The following is an 18841-nucleotide window of genomic DNA, read 5'->3' as shown; positions in this document are numbered from 1 at the left end:
GCCTTTCCGACCGTCCTATGGAATATCTGATCATTGCCCTTGGTGCCGCCCTCGCGGGATTCGTGCAGGGCCTGTCGGGCTTTGCCTTCGGCATGGTGGCGATGTCGCTGTGGGCGTGGACGCTCGAGCCGCGCATGGCCGCGGTGTTGACGGTGTTCGGTTCGCTGACCGGGCAGATCATCGCCGCGGTGCGCGTGCGGCGCGGCTTCGATGTCGCCGCGCTGCTGCCCTTCATCGTCGGCGGGCTGGCGGGCATTCCGCTCGGCATGCTGCTGCTGCCGTATCTGGACATGGCGTCGTTCAAGACCGCGATCGGCGCCTTCCTGGTGCTGTGGTGTCCTGCCATGCTGATGGCGCGGCGGCTGCCGCCGCTGCGGTGGGGTGGCAAGCCCGGCGATGCCGGCGCCGGACTGGTCGGCGGCGTGATGAGCGCGATCGGCGGTTTCAGCGGCACCGTGCCGACACTGTGGTGCACCTTGCGCGGCTACGACAAGGACCGGCAGCGCGCCATCATCCAGAACTTCAACCTGACCATCCTGATGGTGACGATGGCGGTCTACCTGCTCGCCGGCAACGTCACCGCGGAGATGCTGCCCCGGTTCGCCGTGGTCGCGCCCGCGATGCTGATCCCCGCGCTGATCGGCGCCCGCGTCTATCACCGCATCGACGAAGCGCGCTTCCGCGCGATCGTGCTGACGCTGCTGACGGTGTCCGGCGTGATGATGCTGGCATCGGGTTTGCCGACGGTGCTCGGCCGCATCGGCTAGTTACGGCGATCCCGACGGAGCCCGCCCGGCCGCTCAAGCCGGCTCGCTGCCGAACGCCTGCCCCAGTTCTTCGCGCAGCAGCCGGCCCAGCTCCACGCGTCGCCCGGCATGCATGCGGCTGCTGATCGCGCCCAGGCTGATCGCCGCCTCGGCGCCATAGGGCAGCGTGAAGGCGCAGCCCACGCCGGACACGCCGGCCGTGATGCTGTCGACGATCTCGGCGAAGCCCTTCTTGCGCGCGCGTTCGACCGCGCTGTTCAGCTTGGCCAGCGTCATGCCGTGTTCGGCGTAGAGCGAGGCGCGCCGCTTGAACACCTCGCGGATCGCGTCGTCGCGCATCTTCGCCATCAGGGCAAGGCCGCCGGCACCGATGCCCAGCAGCCGCCGCTGCTGCGGCACGGTCGTGAAGATGCGCACCGGAAAGGGCCCTTCCTCGCGATGCAGGCAGACGGTGAAGTCGCCCTGCTGCACCACCAGGAACACGGTATCGCCCGACAGCCGCGCCAGCCGCTTCATCGCCGGCAGCACCAGGTCGACCACCGGCGCCTTGTCATGGACGGCGGCGCCCAGCTGCAGCGCGTCCAGTCCGAGCCGATAGCGCTTGCTGGCCGGATGGCGCTCGGCGAAGCGTTCCTCTTCCAGGCAGCACAGCAGCCGGTAGGCCGTCGGCCGCTCGAGGCCGGTCGCCTCGACCAGCTCGGCCAGCGACAGTCCTTCCTCCTGCCGCTCCGCCATCAGCCGCAGCAGCTGCAGGCCGCGCCGCAGCGTCTGTGCCCCGGCGGTCCCGGCGGTCTTCGTCTCCTTGGTCATCGCTTTGTCCATATAGTGGTTATTTGGCGAGGATAAGTTTGCATTGTAGAAACCTCGCTTTCTACACTGGCCCTCGTCCGACGACAAGACCGCTGAAAGACAAACAACACGAGACGAGGAGACCGGGATGGGCAATGCCACCATCGAGATCGAGCAGACAGGCGCGGTACGGCGCCTGTGGCTGTCGCGCGAGAGCGCGCGCAATGCCCAAAGCCAGCAAATGCTGGACGAACTGGACGCCGCGCTGCAGGCGGCAGAGCACGACGACACCGTGCGCGTGGTGGTGATCGGCGGACGCGGCAATCATTTCTCGGCCGGCCACGACCTGAAGGAAGCGCAGGCCAGGCGCGCCGACTTCACGGTGGAGGAACGCTGGGCCTACGAGAGCCGGCGCTACTTCGACTACTGCCTGCGCATCTGGGACTTCCCCAAGCCCACCATCGCCCAGGTGCAGGGCGCCTGCGTCTCGGGCGGCTTCATGATCGCCAATATGTGCGACCTGATCGTGGCGAGCGAGTCGGCCTATTTTTCCGATCCGGTCGGCCATACGCTGGGCGCCGCGGCCACCGAGGTGCTGATCCATCCGTGGGTGATGGGCCTGCGCAAGGCCAAGGAAATGCTGTATGCCGGCGGCCGGATCGACGCCGCGGAGGCGCTGCGCATCGGCATGGTCAATCGCGTGGTGCCGGACGCCGCGCTGGACGACGAGGCGATGGCGCTGGCCGCGCGCATTGCGCAGGCGCCGCCGTTCGGCCTGCGGCTGATCAAGCGGTCGCTGAACCGGACGCTTGATGCGCAGGGGCTGCGCTCGGCGCTGTCCGCGCACTTCGATACGCACCAGCTGTCGCATCTGAGCGAAGGCTTCCTGCGTGCGCGCGACGCCGGCCTGGCGAAGGCGATCCAGTCGGGCCCGGCCCGCGAACCGCGGAGCGGCGAACATGGCGCATAGGCTCGACCCGCTGCTCAATCCGCAATCGATCGCCATCGTCGGCGCCAGCGGCGACGCCGGCCGCATCGGCGGCATGCCGATCGATCTGCTGACGCGCTTCGGCTACCGGGGCCAGATCCATCCGGTCAATCCGAAGTACGAGACGGTGTTCGGGCTGCGTTGCCATCCGTCGATCGAGGCGCTGCCCGAGGGCATCGACCTGGCGGTGCTGGCCATCGGCGCGGAACAGGTCACGCCAATGCTGAAGCGCTGCCACGCGCGCGGCATTCGCGCTGCAATCGTTTATGCCGCCGGCTTTGCGGAGGCGGGCGAAAGCGGCGCGGCCCTGCAGCAAGAGATGGAAGACTTCGTGCGCAGCACCGGCATGGCGGTCGCCGGTCCCAACTGCATGGGCTTTGCCAATCTGAACACGCACGCCTATACGGCGTTCGCTTCGGTCTTTCGCACGGCGCCGGCGCAGCGCGAGCGGGGCACGGTCAGCCTGCTGACGCAGAGCGGCAACGTCTGCGCCGCCGTGTTTGCCATCGCGCGCGAGCTCGGCGTGCCGTTCAGCCAGTTCATCAATACCGGCAACGAGGCCTGTCTCGATTTCGCCGAATACCTGCAGTTCCTCGCGCAGGACCCGGATACCGACGTGGTGCTCGGCTATATCGAGGAACTGCGCGATGGCGCGCGCTTCATCGACGCGGCCATCGCCTGCGCCGAGGCCGACAAGCCGGTGATCGTGTACAAGGCCGGCGAGACCGACAAGGGCCGCGAGGCGGTGCGCTCGCATACGTCGGCGCTGGCCGGCAACCAGCAGATCTATCGCGCTGCGTTCGCGCAGCTCAACGTGATCGAGTGCCAGGACTTCGCGCAGATGGCGCATCTGGCGGAACTGGCGCGCTACCGGGGCCGCAGTGCCGGCCGCCGCGTCGCGATCGTCAGCATCTCGGGTGCGGTCGGTGCGATCCTGGCAGACAAATGCATCGGTGCGGGACTGGAGGTGCCGACGTTGCCGCAGGCGCTGCAACAGACGCTGCGCGCGGGTATTCCGGACTATGGCATGGTGTCGAACCCGGTCGACGTGACCGGCAACGTCGTCAACGATCCCGGCTTCGTTCGAACCGCACTCACCGCGCTGGCGACCAGCGACGCGATCGATGCCGTGATCGTCTACGCGCCGGGCTATCTGCTCGATCGCATGGCGGACGACCTGATCGAAACGGCCGCCGCGCATCCGCGCCTGCTGCTGGCCATTGACACTGGACGCGCGACGCGCCGCGACGACCTGCGCACGCATGGCGTACCGGTGATGACCGATATCGGCATGGCGATGCAGACGCTGCCGCCGCTGCTGCAATGGCACGAGCGACGCAACCAGCGGGGCTGGCGCGCGCTGCGGAACAGGGACATGCCTCAGCAACTGCGATCGACCCCCGCGACAGCGACCGCACTCGCGACAACCGGCGCCCTCTCCCGCTTGCGGGAGAGGGCTGGGGAGAGGGAACTGGCTGCCGCGATGCCGACGCCGCCCGCCTTGCCGTGCGATGAACATGCGGCCCGCCGCTATCTGGCCGCGCACGGCGTCGGCGATATCGACGGCCGCGTGGTGCGGCACGCCGACGAGGCTGCCGCCGCGGCGGTGGAATTGGGCTTTCCGGTGGTGTTGAAGGTGCTGAGCGCCGACCTGCCGCACAAGACCGAGGTCGGGGGCGTGCGGCTGAACCTCCGCGATGCCGACGCGGTGCGCAAGGCCTGCGCCGAGATGCTGGCCAGCGTCCGGAAGCATGCGCCGCACGCCCGCATCGACGGCGTGCTGGTGCAGCCGATGTTGAGCGGCGGCGTCGAGCTGATCGTCGGCGCGGTGCGCGACCCCGTGTTCGGCCCGACGCTGACGGTGGGACTCGGCGGCGTGCTGACCGAGCTGTATCGGGACGTCAGCCATCGGCTGCTGCCGGTCGATCGGCGCACCGCCGAGCAGATGCTGCGCGAACTGCGGGCGTTCCCGCTGCTCGACGGCTTCCGCGGGCGGCCGTTGTGCGACGTGCCGGCGGCCTGCGCGGCGATCGCGGCGTTCTCGGACGCGGTGCTGGCGCTGGGCGAGGCGGCCGACGAGGTCGAGATCAATCCGCTGCTGGTGCGCGAGCGCGGACAGGGCGTGGCGATGCTCGATGCCTTGATCGTGCCGAAGCGGGAGTAAGGCTGCGGCGGGTATCGCGCACGTACCCCCACATACCACGCACGTACTGCGCAGATACCGCGCCGGAACCGCGTCGATACCGCGCCGAAACAACGAAGCGCAACACAACAACAATCGAGAGGAGACTGACCATGACCCGATCCTGGATCGCCGCCCTGGCGCTGACCGTGGCGCTGCCCCTTGCCGTGCTGCCCGGCGCCCATGCCGCCGACGCCGGCGCCTATCCCACCAAGCCGGTGCGCATCATCGTGCCGTTCACACCCGGCGGCGCGGCCGACATCATGACGCGCGCGCTCGGCGAACGGCTGCGCCAGCATCTGGGCCAGCCGGTCGTGATCGAGAACAAGCCGGGTGCCGGCACGGTGATCGCGTCCGATTACGTCGCCAGGCAGGCGCCCGACGGCTATACGCTGCTGATGGCCGCCTCTTCGCTGGGCATCGCGCCGGCGGTGTTCAAGACGGTAGGCTACGACCCGGTCAAGGACTTCACGCCGATCACGCTGGTGGCCTCGGTGGTGCACGTGCTCGAGGTCAATGCCAAGCTGCCGGTGACCAACGTCAAGGAGCTGATCGACTATCTGAAGACCAGCGGCAAGTCGGTCAGCTACAGCTCGGCGGGTTCGGGCACGTCGACCCACCTGGAGGCGGAGTTGTTCAAGACCATGGCGGGCGTCCAGATGTCCCACATTCCGTACAAGGGCAGCGCGCCGGCGCTGAACGACCTGGTCGGCGGCAACGTGCAGGTGATGTTCGACGCGTACGCGTCGTCGGCCCCGCATATCAAGAGCGGCAGCGTGCGCGCGCTGGCGGTGACCACGGCGAAGCGCTCGGCGACGCTGCCCGATCTGCCGACGGTGGCGGAGTCGGGCCTGCCGGGCTACGAGGCGATGCCCTGGCTGGGCCTGCTGGCCCCGGCCGGTGCGCCGCCCGACGTCGTCAAGCGCGTCCATGCCGCCACGCAGCAGGCGCTGAAGGACCCGGCCCTGCGCGAACAGTTCCGTGCGCTGGGCCTGGACATCATCGGCAATACGCCCGAGCAGTTCGCGACCTTCATCAAGCAGGACGCGCAGAAGTGGACCAAGGTCGCCAAGGCGTCCGGCGCGCAGGCGGATTGAGCCGATGCAGCTGACGCTGAACGAACAACAGCGGCTGATCGAGGAGAGCGCGCTGGCTTTTCTGTCGCGGCAACCCGATGCCGCGGGGCCGTGGTACGACGCACGGCCCGAATCCGGACCGCACCCGCGATGGATGCCGATGTGGCGGGCCTTCGCCGAGATGGGCTGGCTGGGACTGCCATTGCCGGCGGAAACCGGCGGCTTCGATGGCGGTGCGGTCGAAACGGGGCTGCTGATGCGCGCCTTCGGCCGGCACGGCATCAACGTGCCGTACCACGGCGGGATCCTGCTGGCGGCGCGTATGCTGGCGGCGCTCGGCACGCCGGCGCAGCGCGATCGCTGGCTGCCGGCGGTCATCGACGGCAGCCGCCGTCTGACGCTGGCCCACGACGAAGCGCAGTGCCATGACCCATGGGCACCGCGTGCCACGGTGGCGCAGCGCGACGGGACGGGCTGGCGGCTGCACGGCGCCAAGCTGCTGGTGCCGGGTGCCGGCGGCGCCGATGCGCTGCTGGTCAGTGCCCGCATCGACGGCGAGGGGAGGGAACGGGGGCCGGATGCAAAGCCGGACTTGGAGCCCGGCGCGAACCCGGACACGGCCGGTGCCACACATGCCGTGTTCCTGCTGCCAATGCGCGACCTCTCTGCGCGCGGATTGCGCCTGCACCGCTGCCATACGGTCGACGGCGCCGCCGCTGCGGACGTATGGCTCGACGGGGTCCATGTCGATGCCGACGCGATGCTGGGGCCCGCGGAGGGAAGCGATGCGACCCCGGTGCTGCACCGCCTGCTGGCCGAGGCGTCGATCGCGCTGTGCTGGGAAGCCTGCGGCGCGATGCAGGCCGCCTTCGAGCGCACGGTTGCCCATACCCGCCAGCGCGAGCAGTTCGGCCGACCCATCGCGAGCTTCCAGACCGTGCAACACAAGCTGGCCGAGATGGCGGTCTGCTGCGAGGAAGCGATCGCGGCCTGCGAGCTCGCGGCGCTGCGCGTCGATGCGGGGCTGAAGGACGCAACCGATGCCGTCGCGCTGGCCGCGATGGCGAAGTCCAAGGTCGGACGCGCGGCCCGCTACGTATCGCAGCAAGCGGTGCAGCTGCATGGCGGCATGGGCGTCTCCGAGGAGCTGCCGATCGCCGGCCTGTTCCGCAAGCTGACGCGTTTCCAGCAGCAGGGCGGCAGCCCGTCCTGGCATGCCGCGCAATATGGCCGCGCGATGCTGGCCAGCGGGGCATGGCGCGACAGCCGGACCCTGCCGTCTTCCAATCGATCTTCCGCCGAGGCCGCCGCGTCATGGATCTCCAATTGACCCCCGAACTCGCGGCGTTTCGCCACGAGGTGCGGGCCTTCCTGCGCGACAGGCTGACGCCCGAGCTGCGCCGCGGCCAGCGGCTGACTACCGCAATGTATCCCGAGCCCGAAATTTCCGGCCCCTGGCAGGCGATGCTGCGCGAGCGCGGCTGGCTGGTGCCGCTGTGGCCGAAGGAATGGGGCGGCACCGGCTGGAGCCCGGTGCAGCGCTTCGTCTTCGAGACCGAGTGCGCGCTGGCCGGCGCGCCGCTGGTCCATCCGATGGGCGTGCGGCTGCTCGGACCGGTGATCCTGCGCTTCGGCACCGAGGAACAGAAGGAACGCTATCTGCCGCGCATCCTGTCCGGCGACGACTACTGGTGCCAAGGTTTCTCCGAATCCGGGGCGGGCTCCGACCTCGCGGCGCTGCGCACGCGCGCGGTGCCCGATGGCGACGACTACATCGTCAGCGGTTCCAAGCTGTGGACCACGCACGCGCATCATGCCAACCGCATGTTCGCGCTGGTCCGAACCGGCAACGAGGGGCGCCGGCAGGACGGCATCAGCTTCCTGCTGATCGATATGGATTCGCCCGGCGTCACCGTGCGCCCGATCGCGACGATCGGCGGCGATCGCGACGTCAACGAAGTCTTCTTCGACGAGGTGCGCGTGCCGCAGGCCAATCGCATCGGCGAGGAGAACGCCGGCTGGGCCTGCGCCCGCTATCTGCTCGAGTTCGAACGCGGCGCGGGGTTCTTCAGCCCGCGGCTGCGCTCGCAATTGATGCGGGTGGGCGACGCGATGGCGGCGTTGCAGGCGGGCGGCCTGCGCCACGACGGCGCGCAGCGCGAACTGCTGCATGCGCGCTTCGGCGAGGTCTGCGCGGACCTCGATGCCTTCGAGATGCTGGAGCTGAAGACGCTGGGCCAACTGATGCCGGGGCAGAGTCCCGGCCCGGTGTCGTCGATGCTGAAGCTGCGCGCCAGCCGGCTCAAGCAGCAGATCGGCGAGCTGGGTGTGGAGATGCTGGGGTTGGAAGGGCAGCGTTGGCGCGACGATGACGCGAGCTCATCCTGCGGCATCGGAGCCGGCAGCGAAATCGTCGGCACCTTGCTGCCCGAGTATCTGAACAGCCGGGCTTACACGATCTTCGGCGGCGCCGCCGAGGTGCAGCTGGGCATCATCGCGCGCAGCCTGATCGGGGTGTAGCCGCTGCCGCCGCCGGTTCCTGTCCAGCGGCGGCGGCTCGCACCAGCACCAGCGTTCCCGCGGGACATTCGGCCACCGCTTGGCGCACCTGCGCGAGCTGCGCCGCAACGTGGGACTGGTCGATGTACTTCAGCTTGTGCCGTTCCGGATCGAAGACGAACACCTGCGGGGCCAATGCGGCGCAGTTGCCGAACCCGCAGCAGGCGCCCGGTCGCATTTCGACGCGAAGGTCATCCATGGCCCGCTCCTCAGCGCAGTGAGACCGTCAGCTTGAGCAGCATCGGGAATGAGATATCCCGAATCGGCGCGTACTGCAGGCCCTGGAGCGCCATGTTGGGGAAACGCTGGAACAGCCGCTGAAACAGCAGCTCGCCTTCGAGCCGCACGAGCTGTGCACCGATGCAGAAATGCGGGCCGCCGGCAAAGGCGAGGTGCCGATTGTCGGTGCGGTCGATGATGAAGCGATCCGGCTCCGGGAAACGCCGCTCGTCGCGGTTGCCGGCCTGCAGGCCGACCACGAGGCGGCGTCCGGGCTCGAGCACCCTGTCGCCGACCGTGATCGGCTGGCTCGCATACCGGTGCATGAAATGCACCGGCCCGTCGAACCGCAGACCCTCCTCCCAGCAGGAACGGGCCAGGCCGGGATCGGCAACCAGCCGCGCTTTCTGGTCTGGATGTCTGAGCAAGGCCAGCGTCGTCGTCGCGAACATCGCCTTCGACGTATGGTAGGCCGCGATGATCACGCCGATGATGGTCGTCACGATCTCGGAGCGCGTCATCCCTCCTTCCTTGCCTTCGGACGCCAGCATCACGCCGACGAAATCGTCGGCAGGCAATGGTTGCCGCTTCAGCGCCTGGACCACGTCGTCCACATAAGCCTGGCAATAGCTGCCGGCCTTGTCCGCTGCCTCGAGCGCGCCTTCGCCCATGCTGGTCACGCCCAGCACGGCAATCAGTTCCTGCGAACGCTCCAATACCTGCGTCGCCTGCTCGATCGACATGTGCATCAGCAAACTGGCCAGCTCGATCGCCAGCGGCTGGGCGAAGACATCGATGAAATCGGCTTCGGACTCCTGCGCCAGCCTGTCCAGATGACGCTCGATCGCGCGCTCGATGCGCTCGCGCATTTTCGCGACGGCCTTGGGCATGAACGCCGGCGTCAGGATCCGCCGAATGCGCGTATGTTCCGGATGGTCCAGGCTCGGCAGCGATTCGCGATAGTGCCGTGCGGCCGGACCGTTGCCCACACGGGCCGGAAACTTGCCCGGCTCCGGCTGGGCCGTGACGAGCGGGTGGCGCAGCACCTGGTCGACGTCCGCATGGCGTGTGATGACGACGCAGGGCTCGCCATCGATCTCGGTATCGAAGAACGGGAAGCGATCGCGCAGCACGCGGTAGCTTGCGTAGCGGTCTTCAAAGAACTGGTCGGACGACAGGTCCGGTCGGGTCAGCATGTCCATGGTGGTGGCTCGCAAATGGGGGAAGCGTGTCGAAATGCGCGCTAGAGGCGTGTTGCCATTGCGGTGGCGGCCGCAGGGGCCAGCACGAGACCGGCAGCGCGCGGTTCGATGTCGACGTTGCTGCGCAAAGGCGGGCGCAGCATCGCGGCGGCGATCCGGTCGGCCAGGCTCGTGATGATGAAGATGGCGCTGGCGGTCAGCAGCCGCCCTTGCAGCGACGCGCCAGTGAGCCAGATGTTCTCCGTGTTGCCCCATTGGGCAATCCGGGCGGACAGGTCGGTCGAGGCCCGGATCGGCGCGACGGCGCGTCGTCCGTCGGACTGGGCCTCGATCTCGCCATCGACGTTCAGCGCGAAGCAGGGCGCGTGGAATCCGGCTGCATTGACCACCGCATCGAAGTGTTGTTCGCCGCCGCCCCAATCGATGCGCCAGCATCCCAGGCCGCCGTGTTCCGCCGCGACATCGCGCGGTTCGCCTCGTTCGACGGTCAGCTGCCCACTTTCCAGATAGCGCAGGATCTTCCTGGCATTGGGCAGTGCCGCCGCGGTCAGGTATTCGAACAGAAGCGAACCGAACTCGGGATGGAATCCGCCGATGCGTCGCTCGCCGTGGTCCAGGTAGAGCGAGTTGGCCGTGTTGACGAACTTGACGACCCAGTCTTGCCAGACTGTGCCGCCGTGCTCCGCAATCGCGATGTCCTCGCGGAGTCGTTGGTCGGCCCGCTCCGCCAGCGAAAACTGCGCGCGCCAGGATCGGCCGGTGCAGGCACGGACCGCGCGTGCAAAGTACTTTCGATAGCCGAACCCGAGCGCGCCGGGCAAGGGCGCGTCGGCAGGCCCGTCCCAGCGGGTCATCGCCTGCAACAGGCCGTTCGCATCGATCGGGACTTCGTTGCCCCACATGAAGCGGGCGCGCACGGCCGGAAGCCGCCCCGACGGCGACAGCATGGTCACGCGATGGCCGGCCCGGCATAGCAGCAGCGTGGCATCGATCGCCGACAGCTTGCTGCCGATCACCAGCACTTGCGACCGCGGCGGGACCTTGGCCCGCATTTCCGCCTCGTCGTATGGGCAACGGACGAGATGCGGGTGTCCGCGATGCGGGGCAAATGCCTCGGGCAGGCGCGGCGAGCCGCCGCCGATGCAGAAGACGACATCCGAAACGATCGGCTCCGCGGCGGTGACGGCGTCCTCGAATTCGAGCGCATACCGGCGATGGCCGAGCCGCTTCAGCGCCCGGAAGCGATATGGCAGATGGGTGACCTCGATGCCGCGCGCCCGGGCCAGCCTCGCATACCGATGAAACCGATCGGCCAGATAGTCGCCGTAGATCCGGCGCGGCACGAAGCTTTCCGCGGTCGCCGCGTGGCCGTTGGCCGTCAGGTAATCGAGAAAGTCCAGCGGTTTGCCGGGCACGATCGACATGATGTCGACCGAGGTGTTGCAAATCAGATCATGATCGGGGGGAGAGAACGCGGCGCCCGGCCCGATGACGCCAGGCTCGACGACGAAGATGCGGTCCGCAGTTCCCCGCTGAACCGCGGCGATGAACATGGCGACCCCGGCTGCGCCGCCGCCCACGATCGCCAGACGCCTTTGCGCAAGACTATTCATTATCGGCTCGAATGGAAATGAAATAATTCTCGCTGCGATGCCATTGTTTTTATTGTTGTCGATTGAGTTGAATCATCGGATATTCAATCGATCCGATTATCGAGGACAATGGAATCCCCCGGCCGCATATTGCGCGGCCGAAATTCGATTGGCACCGCCCTGAATTGGCGCAGGCAATACGCCTGCGCCGCTGTCAGATGGAAATCAGACCGGAATCGCTTCCACCACCTTGATATACATGCCGGTGTCGATAATGCGATTCAGCCGGAATCCCGCCTGTTCGAGGATATGGCGGTGTTCTTCCTCGGTGCGCTCCATGCTGGCGTAGATGGCCGCACAGACCACGTCCATCACCCTGCCGGTATCGGGCTTGTTGCTGCCCGGTTCGATCACGGCATCCATCACCAGCAGCTTGCTGCCGGGTTTGGTCATTGCCTTGCGCACGTTGCGCAGGATGCGGATGGCGTCGGCATCCGCCCAGTCGTGCGTGATGTACTTGGCCGTGTAGATGTCAGCGCCGGCCGGAATGTCGCCTTCCTTGAAGAAGTCGCCGGCCGCCAGCTGCCAGCGGCTGTCGTCGCCCAGCTCGCCGAGGCGGTGCTTGGGCAGCACGTGCTGCTGGTCGAACAGGATGCCGCGCACGGTCGGATTGAGCTGCAGCACGCGCAGCAGCATGCCGCCCTGGCCGCCGGCGATATCGACCACGGTCGCATGTTCGGGGAATTCACAGGCCGCGAGCAGGAATTCGTTCTCGGGCAGCGACATCGAGCGCATGCCGACATCGAAGTGTTCCTGGTCCTGCTCGGCCTTGGCCCAGTATTCCCAGAAATACATGCCGGACGACTTCTTGAAGGCGGAGCGGCCCTTGACGGTCTCGATCAGCTGGCTGGCCGAGTTCCACAGTGCCGGATGGGTGATCATCATCACCGCGTCGCGCAACGAGCGGGGATGGTCGCTGCGCAGGTTTTCGGCGGCCGGTGTCAGGTGGTAGCGGCCCTGTTCATCTTCGCGGAATACCTCCCTGGTGCACAGCAGGCGCAGCACCTGCGTCAGCCGGCGCGGCTCCGACTCGGTTGCCGCGCCCAACTCCGCGGCGGTCTTCGGGCCATCGCGAAGATGGTCGGCAAGACCCAGCATCGCGGCAACGCGCAGCGCGGCCTGAACGGAGTACCCCATCGCCATATCGAGCACATAGAGGCCGGATTTGTCTTCGGTCTGGATGGCGAGGTCGCGTTGCACGGCGAGCATGTCCATGTCGATTCCCTTTGTGTGAGCGTGTCGGTATATCCCGCGCGGCAATAAACGGCGGGCGATATAGATATATCGGAAATACAGATCACAGCATTTTTTATCCGGTTTTTAAATGCTGCCGTGACTGTGCGCTGATCATAAGGCACGCCACCTCTGCATCAGAAGTCGGAATTTTCTATAGCAGACTTGAAAATTTTCCTCTGCATGTCGCGAGCTTGTATGGTTTCCATACGCGATTCGCATTTCGCCGGGATGACAGCCGTCGCGATATAACCATTCGCGCCGATATGGCGGATGGCGAAAAACGGCGAGGAGGGTTTGGCGCCCGGATGCCGGTGGCACAGGTCGGTACGCCGAAGCGCCGAAGCGCCGAAGCGCTGGAGGGGAATGACAGGGAATGTCAGGGAATGGAAAACCGGGCGAGCCGCCACCGCTGCGCGGCAACGGCAGCGGCTCGTTGGGGGGCAAGACCGCCTGTGCTACCTGTTCAGGGCTTTCGCCATGGTCTGCCCCAGTTCGGCCGGCGAGCGCGGCACGTGGATGCCGGCCGCGCGCATCGCCTCGATCTTCGCGTCGGCGGTACCGCTGCCGCCCGAGATGATCGCACCGGCATGGCCCATGCGCCGGCCCGGCGGCGCCGTGGTGCCGGCGATAAAGCCGACCACCGGCTTGTCGCTGCCGGACTCGCGCAGGAACTGCGCGGCTTCCTCCTCCGCCGAGCCGCCGATCTCGCCGATCATGATGATGCCCTCGGTGTCGTCGTCCTCGAGAAACAGCTTCAGGCAATCGATGAAGTTGGTGCCGTTGACGGGATCGCCGCCGATGCCGATGCAGGTCGACTGCCCGAGCCCGGCCGCGCTGGTCTGCGCCACCGCTTCATAGGTCAGCGTGCCGGAGCGCGACACCACGCCGATCCTGCCGGGCCGATGGATATGGCCCGGCATGATGCCGATCTTGCATTGCCCCGGGGTGATCACGCCGGGACAGTTCGGACCGACCAGGCGCGTGCGCGAGCCGGACAGCGCGCGCTTGACGCGCACCATGTCCAGCACCGGGATGCCCTCGGTGATGCAGACCACCAACTCGAGGCCGGCGTCGACCGCTTCGAGGATCGCGTCGGCGGCGAAGGGTGGCGGCACGTAGATCACGGAGGCCTGGGCACCGGTACGCTCGGCCGCCTCGGCCACCGTGTCGAACACCGGCAGGCCCAGATGCGATTCGCCGCCCTTGCCGGGCGTCACGCCGCCGACCATCTTCGTGCCATAGGCCAGCGCCTGTTCGGTGTGGAAACTGCCCTGCGCGCCGGTCAGGCCCTGGCACAGCACGCGGGTGTTGTTGTCGATCAGCACGGCCATTTCAATGTCCTCCGCGTTTTTTGCCCTGCGTGGCAGCCACCACCTTGGTCGCCGCATCGGCGAGGTCGTCCGCCGAGACGATCGGCAATCCCGAATCGCGCAGGATGGCCTTGCCCAGGTCGACGTTGGTGCCTTCGAGCCGCACCACCAGCGGCACGGTCAGGTCGACCTCGCGCGCGGCCGCGACCACGCCCTCGGCGATCACGTCGCAGCGCATGATGCCGCCGAAGATATTGACGAGGATCCCTTCGACATTGCGGTCGGCCAGGATCAGCCGGAACGCCGCCGCCACGCGCTCGCGCGTCGCGCCGCCGCCGACGTCGAGAAAGTTGGCCGGCTTGCCGCCGTGCAGCTGGATGATGTCCATCGTCGCCATCGCCAGGCCGGCGCCATTGACCATGCAGCCGATATTGCCGTCGAGCTTGACGTAGTTCAGCGCATGGCGCGCGGCCTCGGTCTCGGCCGGGTCTTCCTCGGCCTCGTCGCGCATCGCCTCGATATCGGCATGGCGGAACAGCGCGTTGTCGTCGAAGTTGAACTTGGCGTCCAGCGCCATCACGTGGCCGCTGTGCGTGACGACCAGCGGATTGATCTCGACGATGGACGCGTCCAGTTCGGTGAAGGCGCGATAGGCCGCCAGGAACAGCCGCGTGGCCTCGCCGATCTGCTTGCCGCGCAGGCCGAGCCCGAAGGCCAGGCGCCGCGCGTGGAAGGGCTGGATACCGGTGGCCGGATCGATCGCCAGCTTCAGGATCTTTTCCGGCGTGTGCGCGGCCACTTCCTCGATGTCCATGCCGCCTTCGGTCGATGCCATCAGCGTGATCCGCGACGTCGCGCGGTCGATCAGCATGCCGAAATAGAGCTCGCGTGCGATGTCGCAGCCTTCCTCGATATAGAGGCGCCGCACCTCCCGCCCCGCAGCGCCGGTCTGCTTCGTGACCAGCACCGCACCGAGCATCTTGCCGGCTTCCTCGCGCACGGCCTCGAGCGAACGTGCCACGCGCACGCCGCCCTTGCCGCCGGGATCGTTCTGAAAGCGTCCGGCGCCGCGACCGCCGGCATGGATCTGCGATTTGACGACCCACAGCGGGCCCCCTAGCGTGCGCGCCGCGTTCGCTGCCTCGTCCGGCGTGAACGCAACCGCGCCGCGCGGCACGGCGACGTCGTAGCGCCGCAGCAACTCCTTGGCCTGATATTCGTGAATGTTCACTGTCTCCTCACTGGTTTGGATACGTCGTTGTGGTGGCTGACAGGATGGGGCGGCATTGCGCCGGGCGCCTGCGTGAATATGGTATGTAATATATCAAGACACAACAAGGCGAAATATTTGGTGCTCGAACCCACGTCCCCAATCACATCCAGCATTGATGCAGTCCACCACTGAGCGGCAGTGTTTATAGAAGTTGGCCGAATTTATCGGCACGAAAACGGCCGTTTTGCTGCGTTGCGTCGTCGAAAGTCGGCGTCTCTCCCACATTTTCTCCTTGCTCACCTTTGATATATCACATACGGTATGTCATCAAGATCGCCCGAAACGATCGATTCGCGTCGCAAGCCGGCAGCCCTGCCGAGAAGAAGGTGAAGCGGTGCGTGCCCATACCACGGGGCCGCCCGGAGTCCAACGAGGAGACCAACACATGTCTGCAGTCGTATCGCTGCGGCCGGAATCGACGACGGCCGATGACACCCTGAAGCAGAAGAGCCGGGATGCCGGCATCGTGTCGGGCGGCCATCTGGTCGCGCGGGCGCTGAAGAACGAAGGGGTCGATACCATCTTCACGCTATGCGGCGGCCATATCATCGACATCTACGATGGCTGCGTCGACGAGGGGATCCGCATCATCGACGTACGTCATGAACAGGTCGCGGCGCATGCGGCCGACGGCTATGCGCGCCAGACCGGCAAGCTTGGCTGCGTGGTGACGACGGCCGGGCCGGGCTGCACCAATGCCGTGACCGGCATCGCCACCGCCTTCCGCTCCGAAAGCCCGGTGCTGCATATCGGGGGGCAGGGCGCGCTGACGCAGCACAAGATGGGCTCGCTGCAGGATCTGCCGCACGTCGACATGATGGCGCCGATTACCAAGTTCGCCGCCACCGTGCCGAGCACCGAGCGCGTCGCCGACATGATTTCGATGGCCGCGCGCGAGTGCTTCAACGGCGCGCCCGGGCCCGCCTATCTGGAGATTCCGCGCGACGTGCTGGACCGCGAGGTCGACGTCGCGCGCGCGGTGGTGCCGCGCCCCGGCCACTATCGCGCCTCGACCAAGTCGATCGGCGATCCGCGCGACATCGAGAAGCTCGCCGACATCCTGGTCAACGCCGAGCGTCCGGCGATCCTGTTCGGCCAGCAGGTGTGGACCGCACGCGGCCACGAGGAAGCGATCGCGCTGCTGCGCGGGCTCGATATCCCGGGCTATTTCAATGGCGCCAGCCGCGGGCTGCTGCCGCCGGGCGATCCGCATCATTTCGACCGCACCCGCTCGCAGGCGTTTGCCAATGCCGATGTGCTGGTCATCGTCGGCACGCCGTTCGACTTCCGCATGGGCTACGGCAAGCGCATCAGCAAGGAGCTGACGCTGGTGCAGATCGACATGGACTACCGCACCGTCGGCAAGAACCGCGAGATCGATCTGGGCCTGGTCGGCGATCCCGGCGCGATTCTCGGCGCCGTGCTGCAGGCCGCCACCGCGCGCATCAAGCAGGACAAGCGCCAGGCGCGCCGCAAGTGGATGGCCGACCTGACCGAGGCGGAGGGCGTGGCCACCGAGAAGCTGATGCCGCTGTTCCTGTCGGAGAACACGCCGATCCATCCGTATCGCGTCGCCTACGAGCTGAACAACTTCCTCGGCGAAGACACCATCTACATCGGCGACGGCGGCGATGTGGTCACGATCTCCGCGCAGGCGGTGCGGCCCCGCAATCCCGGCCAGTGGATGGATCCGGGTGCGCTGGGCTCGCTCGGCGTCGGCACCGGCTTTGCCATCGCCGCGGGTCTGGCCAATCCGGGCAAGGAGGTGCTGTGCTACTACGGCGACGGCTCCTTCGGCATGACGGCCTTCGACATGGAGACCGCCAACCGCTTCGGCGTGCCGTACCTGGCCGTGATCGGCAACAACTCGGCGATGAACCAGATCCGCTACGGGCAGCTGGCCAAGTACGGCGAGTCGCGCGGCAACGTCGGCAACCTGCTGTCCGACGTGCCGTTCAGCCAGTTCGCGCAGATGCTCGGCGGCTACGGCGAGGAGGTACGGGATCCCGCGCAGATCGCCGGCGCGCTGCAGCGCGGACGCGAGTCGATCGCCCGCACCGGCAAGTCCGCGGTGATCAATATCTGGGTCGATCCGCGCGAATACGCCCCGGGCACCAAGAACCAGACCATGTACAAGTAGCCGGCGGCCGGCCACCGGCCGACAGCGCGATCGCGGCGAGCGGTACCGGATGCGCGGGTTTGCGCAAGACCCACGCATCCGGCGGGCGGCGCACGCCCTCGCTGCATCGGCCGCGCGGACCTGGCTCCCTAGCAACCCACGATCACACCATAGAGGCGAGGAGACGACGCCATGAGCAAGGCATTGGAAGGAGTACGCATCCTGGACATGACGCACGTGCAGGCGGGGCCCTCGGCCACGCAGCTGATGGCGTGGCTGGGCGCGGACGTGATCAAGGTCGAGCTGCCCGGCCGGGGCGATATCACGCGCAGCCAGCTGCGCGATGTGCCAAACGCCGACAGCCTCTATTTCACGATGCTGAACTCCAACAAGCGCAGCCTGACGCTGAACATGAAGACGCCGGAAGGCAAGGCGCTGCTGGAGGACCTGGTCGAACGCTGCGACGTGCTGGTCGAGAACTTCGGCCCGGGCGTGCTCGATCGCGCGGGCTTCGACTGGGACCGGCTGCGCGCGCTCAATCCGCGGCTGATCTACGCGTCGATCAAGGGTTTCGGCCCCGGGCCGTATGCCGACTGCAAGGCGTACGAAAACGTCGCGCAATGCATGGGCGGTTCGGCATCGACTACCGGCTTCGAGGAAGGGCCGCCGACCGTGACCGGCGCACAGATCGGCGATTCGGGCACCGGCGTGCACTGCGTGATCGGCATCCTGGCGGCGCTGCTGCAGCGCGAGCAGACCGGCAAGGGCCAGCGCGTCGAGGTCGCGATGCAGGACGCGGTGCTGAACCTGTGCCGCGTCAAGCTGCGTGATCAGCAGCGCCTGGCGGCCGGCGCGCTGCGCGAGTACCCGAACAAGGAATTCGGCGACTACGTGCCGCGCGCGGGCAATGCCTCGGGCGGCGGGCAGCCGGGCGCGGCGCTGCGCTGCGCACCGGGCGGGGCCAACGATTACGTCTACGTGATCGTGCAACCGCAGGGCTGGGAACCGCTGATGCGGCTGTGCGGGCGCGAGGACCTGATCTCGCATCCTCAGTTCGCCACGCCGGAGGCCCGCCTCAAATGCCTGCCCGAATGCTTCTCGATCATCGAGAAATGGACGCGCACGCGCACCAAGTTCGAGGTCATGGAAGCGCTCAACGAGGTCGACGTGCCGTGCGGCCCGATCCTGTCGATGAAGGACCTGATCGAGGACCGCTCGCTGTACGAGCGCGGCTACCTGGTCGAGGTCGATCACCCGCAGCGCGGCCGCTATGTGCAGCTCGGCTGTCCGATCAACCTGTCGGAATCCCCGGTCCAGGTCGATCGCTCGCCGCTGCTGGGCGAGCACACCACCGAGATCCTCGAGTGGCTGGGCCGCACGCCCGCGCAGATCGAGGCGCTGCGCGCGGCCGGCGCAGTCTGACGTCGCCTTGCCCTGGGCGGCCCGGTGCCGCCCTTCGTTCGCAAACT

Annotated in this window: 15 protein-coding genes; 8 read left to right on the top strand and 7 right to left on the bottom strand. The window is 67.4% G+C overall.

What is annotated here, in order from left to right; translation table 11 throughout:
- Positions 1 to 17: 17 nt before the first annotated feature.
- Positions 18 to 767, top strand: coding sequence for a sulfite exporter TauE/SafE family protein (locus HTY53_RS03670; protein WP_174105123.1), 750 nt, complete (start codon positions 18 to 20; stop codon positions 765 to 767).
- Between the two features lie 33 nt (positions 768 to 800).
- On the opposite strand, the gene HTY53_RS03665 is transcribed toward HTY53_RS03670, so the two are convergent.
- Positions 801 to 1577: an IclR family transcriptional regulator gene (locus HTY53_RS03665; RefSeq protein ID WP_174105122.1), complete on the bottom strand. Its 777-nt coding sequence runs from the start codon at positions 1575 to 1577 to the stop codon at positions 801 to 803.
- 127 nt (positions 1578 to 1704) lie between these two features.
- Between HTY53_RS03665 and HTY53_RS03660 the strand changes: the two genes are divergently transcribed.
- The 5 genes from HTY53_RS03660 to HTY53_RS03640 all read left to right on the top strand — a co-directional run bounded on the left by HTY53_RS03660 (position 1705) and on the right by HTY53_RS03640 (position 8322).
- Positions 1705 to 2526, top strand: a complete 822-nt coding sequence (locus HTY53_RS03660; protein WP_174105121.1) for an enoyl-CoA hydratase — start codon at positions 1705 to 1707, stop codon at positions 2524 to 2526.
- Positions 2516 to 4708, top strand: coding sequence for an acetate--CoA ligase family protein (locus tag HTY53_RS03655; protein ID WP_174105120.1), 2193 nt, complete (start codon positions 2516 to 2518; stop codon positions 4706 to 4708). Before HTY53_RS03660 ends, HTY53_RS03655 begins: the two co-directional genes overlap by 11 nt.
- A 131-nt stretch (positions 4709 to 4839) precedes the next feature.
- Positions 4840 to 5823 carry a Bug family tripartite tricarboxylate transporter substrate binding protein gene (locus HTY53_RS03650; protein ID WP_174105119.1) on the top strand — a complete coding sequence of 328 codons (984 nt, stop codon included), beginning with the start codon at positions 4840 to 4842 and terminating at the stop codon, positions 5821 to 5823.
- A gap of 4 nt (positions 5824 to 5827) precedes the next feature.
- Positions 5828 to 7132 (top strand): acyl-CoA dehydrogenase family protein, encoded by a 1305-nt coding sequence (locus HTY53_RS03645; RefSeq protein ID WP_174105118.1) that lies wholly within the window; start codon positions 5828 to 5830, stop codon positions 7130 to 7132.
- Positions 7129 to 8322 (top strand): acyl-CoA dehydrogenase family protein, encoded by a 1194-nt coding sequence (locus tag HTY53_RS03640; protein ID WP_254599790.1) that lies wholly within the window; start codon positions 7129 to 7131, stop codon positions 8320 to 8322. Before HTY53_RS03645 ends, HTY53_RS03640 begins: the two co-directional genes overlap by 4 nt.
- Here the strand turns inward: HTY53_RS03640 and HTY53_RS03635 are convergent.
- From HTY53_RS03635 to sucC, 6 genes are all read right to left on the bottom strand, one after another.
- Positions 8294 to 8560, bottom strand: coding sequence for a ferredoxin (locus HTY53_RS03635; protein WP_174105116.1), 267 nt, complete (start codon positions 8558 to 8560; stop codon positions 8294 to 8296). The two genes, HTY53_RS03640 and HTY53_RS03635, sit on opposite strands and share 29 nt — an antisense overlap.
- A gap of 10 nt (positions 8561 to 8570) precedes the next feature.
- Positions 8571 to 9782, bottom strand: a complete 1212-nt coding sequence (locus HTY53_RS03630; protein WP_174105115.1) for a cytochrome P450 — start codon at positions 9780 to 9782, stop codon at positions 8571 to 8573.
- 41 nt (positions 9783 to 9823) lie between these two features.
- Entirely contained in the window at positions 9824 to 11395 is a 1572-nt protein-coding gene (locus tag HTY53_RS03625) for an FAD/NAD(P)-binding protein (protein WP_174105114.1), read from the bottom strand.
- Between the two features lie 204 nt (positions 11396 to 11599).
- Positions 11600 to 12649 carry a methyltransferase gene (locus tag HTY53_RS03620; protein WP_217435488.1) on the bottom strand — a complete coding sequence of 350 codons (1050 nt, stop codon included), beginning with the start codon at positions 12647 to 12649 and terminating at the stop codon, positions 11600 to 11602.
- A 476-nt stretch (positions 12650 to 13125) separates the two neighbouring features.
- Positions 13126 to 14001, bottom strand: a complete 876-nt coding sequence (gene sucD / locus HTY53_RS03615; protein ID WP_174105113.1) for a succinate--CoA ligase subunit alpha — start codon at positions 13999 to 14001, stop codon at positions 13126 to 13128.
- Position 14002: 1 nt separating this feature from the next.
- Positions 14003 to 15211, bottom strand: coding sequence for an ADP-forming succinate--CoA ligase subunit beta (sucC, locus tag HTY53_RS03610; protein WP_174105112.1), 1209 nt, complete (start codon positions 15209 to 15211; stop codon positions 14003 to 14005).
- 427 nt (positions 15212 to 15638) lie between these two features.
- Here sucC and HTY53_RS03605 point away from each other — a divergent pair, with 427 nt between their 5' ends.
- Both HTY53_RS03605 and frc read left to right on the top strand, forming a co-directional pair.
- Positions 15639 to 17393 carry a thiamine pyrophosphate-binding protein gene (locus tag HTY53_RS03605; protein WP_174105111.1) on the top strand — a complete coding sequence of 585 codons (1755 nt, stop codon included), beginning with the start codon at positions 15639 to 15641 and terminating at the stop codon, positions 17391 to 17393.
- 171 nt (positions 17394 to 17564) lie between these two features.
- Entirely contained in the window at positions 17565 to 18794 is a 1230-nt protein-coding gene (gene frc, locus HTY53_RS03600; protein WP_174105110.1) for a formyl-CoA transferase, read from the top strand.
- The last annotated feature ends 47 nt before the right edge of the window (positions 18795 to 18841 follow it).

It is taken from the genome of Cupriavidus gilardii, from assembly GCF_013314895.1.
GTDB classification, from domain to species: Bacteria; Pseudomonadota; Gammaproteobacteria; order Burkholderiales; family Burkholderiaceae; genus Cupriavidus; species Cupriavidus gilardii_C.
This window is presented reverse-complemented; position numbering and strand designations above follow the sequence as displayed.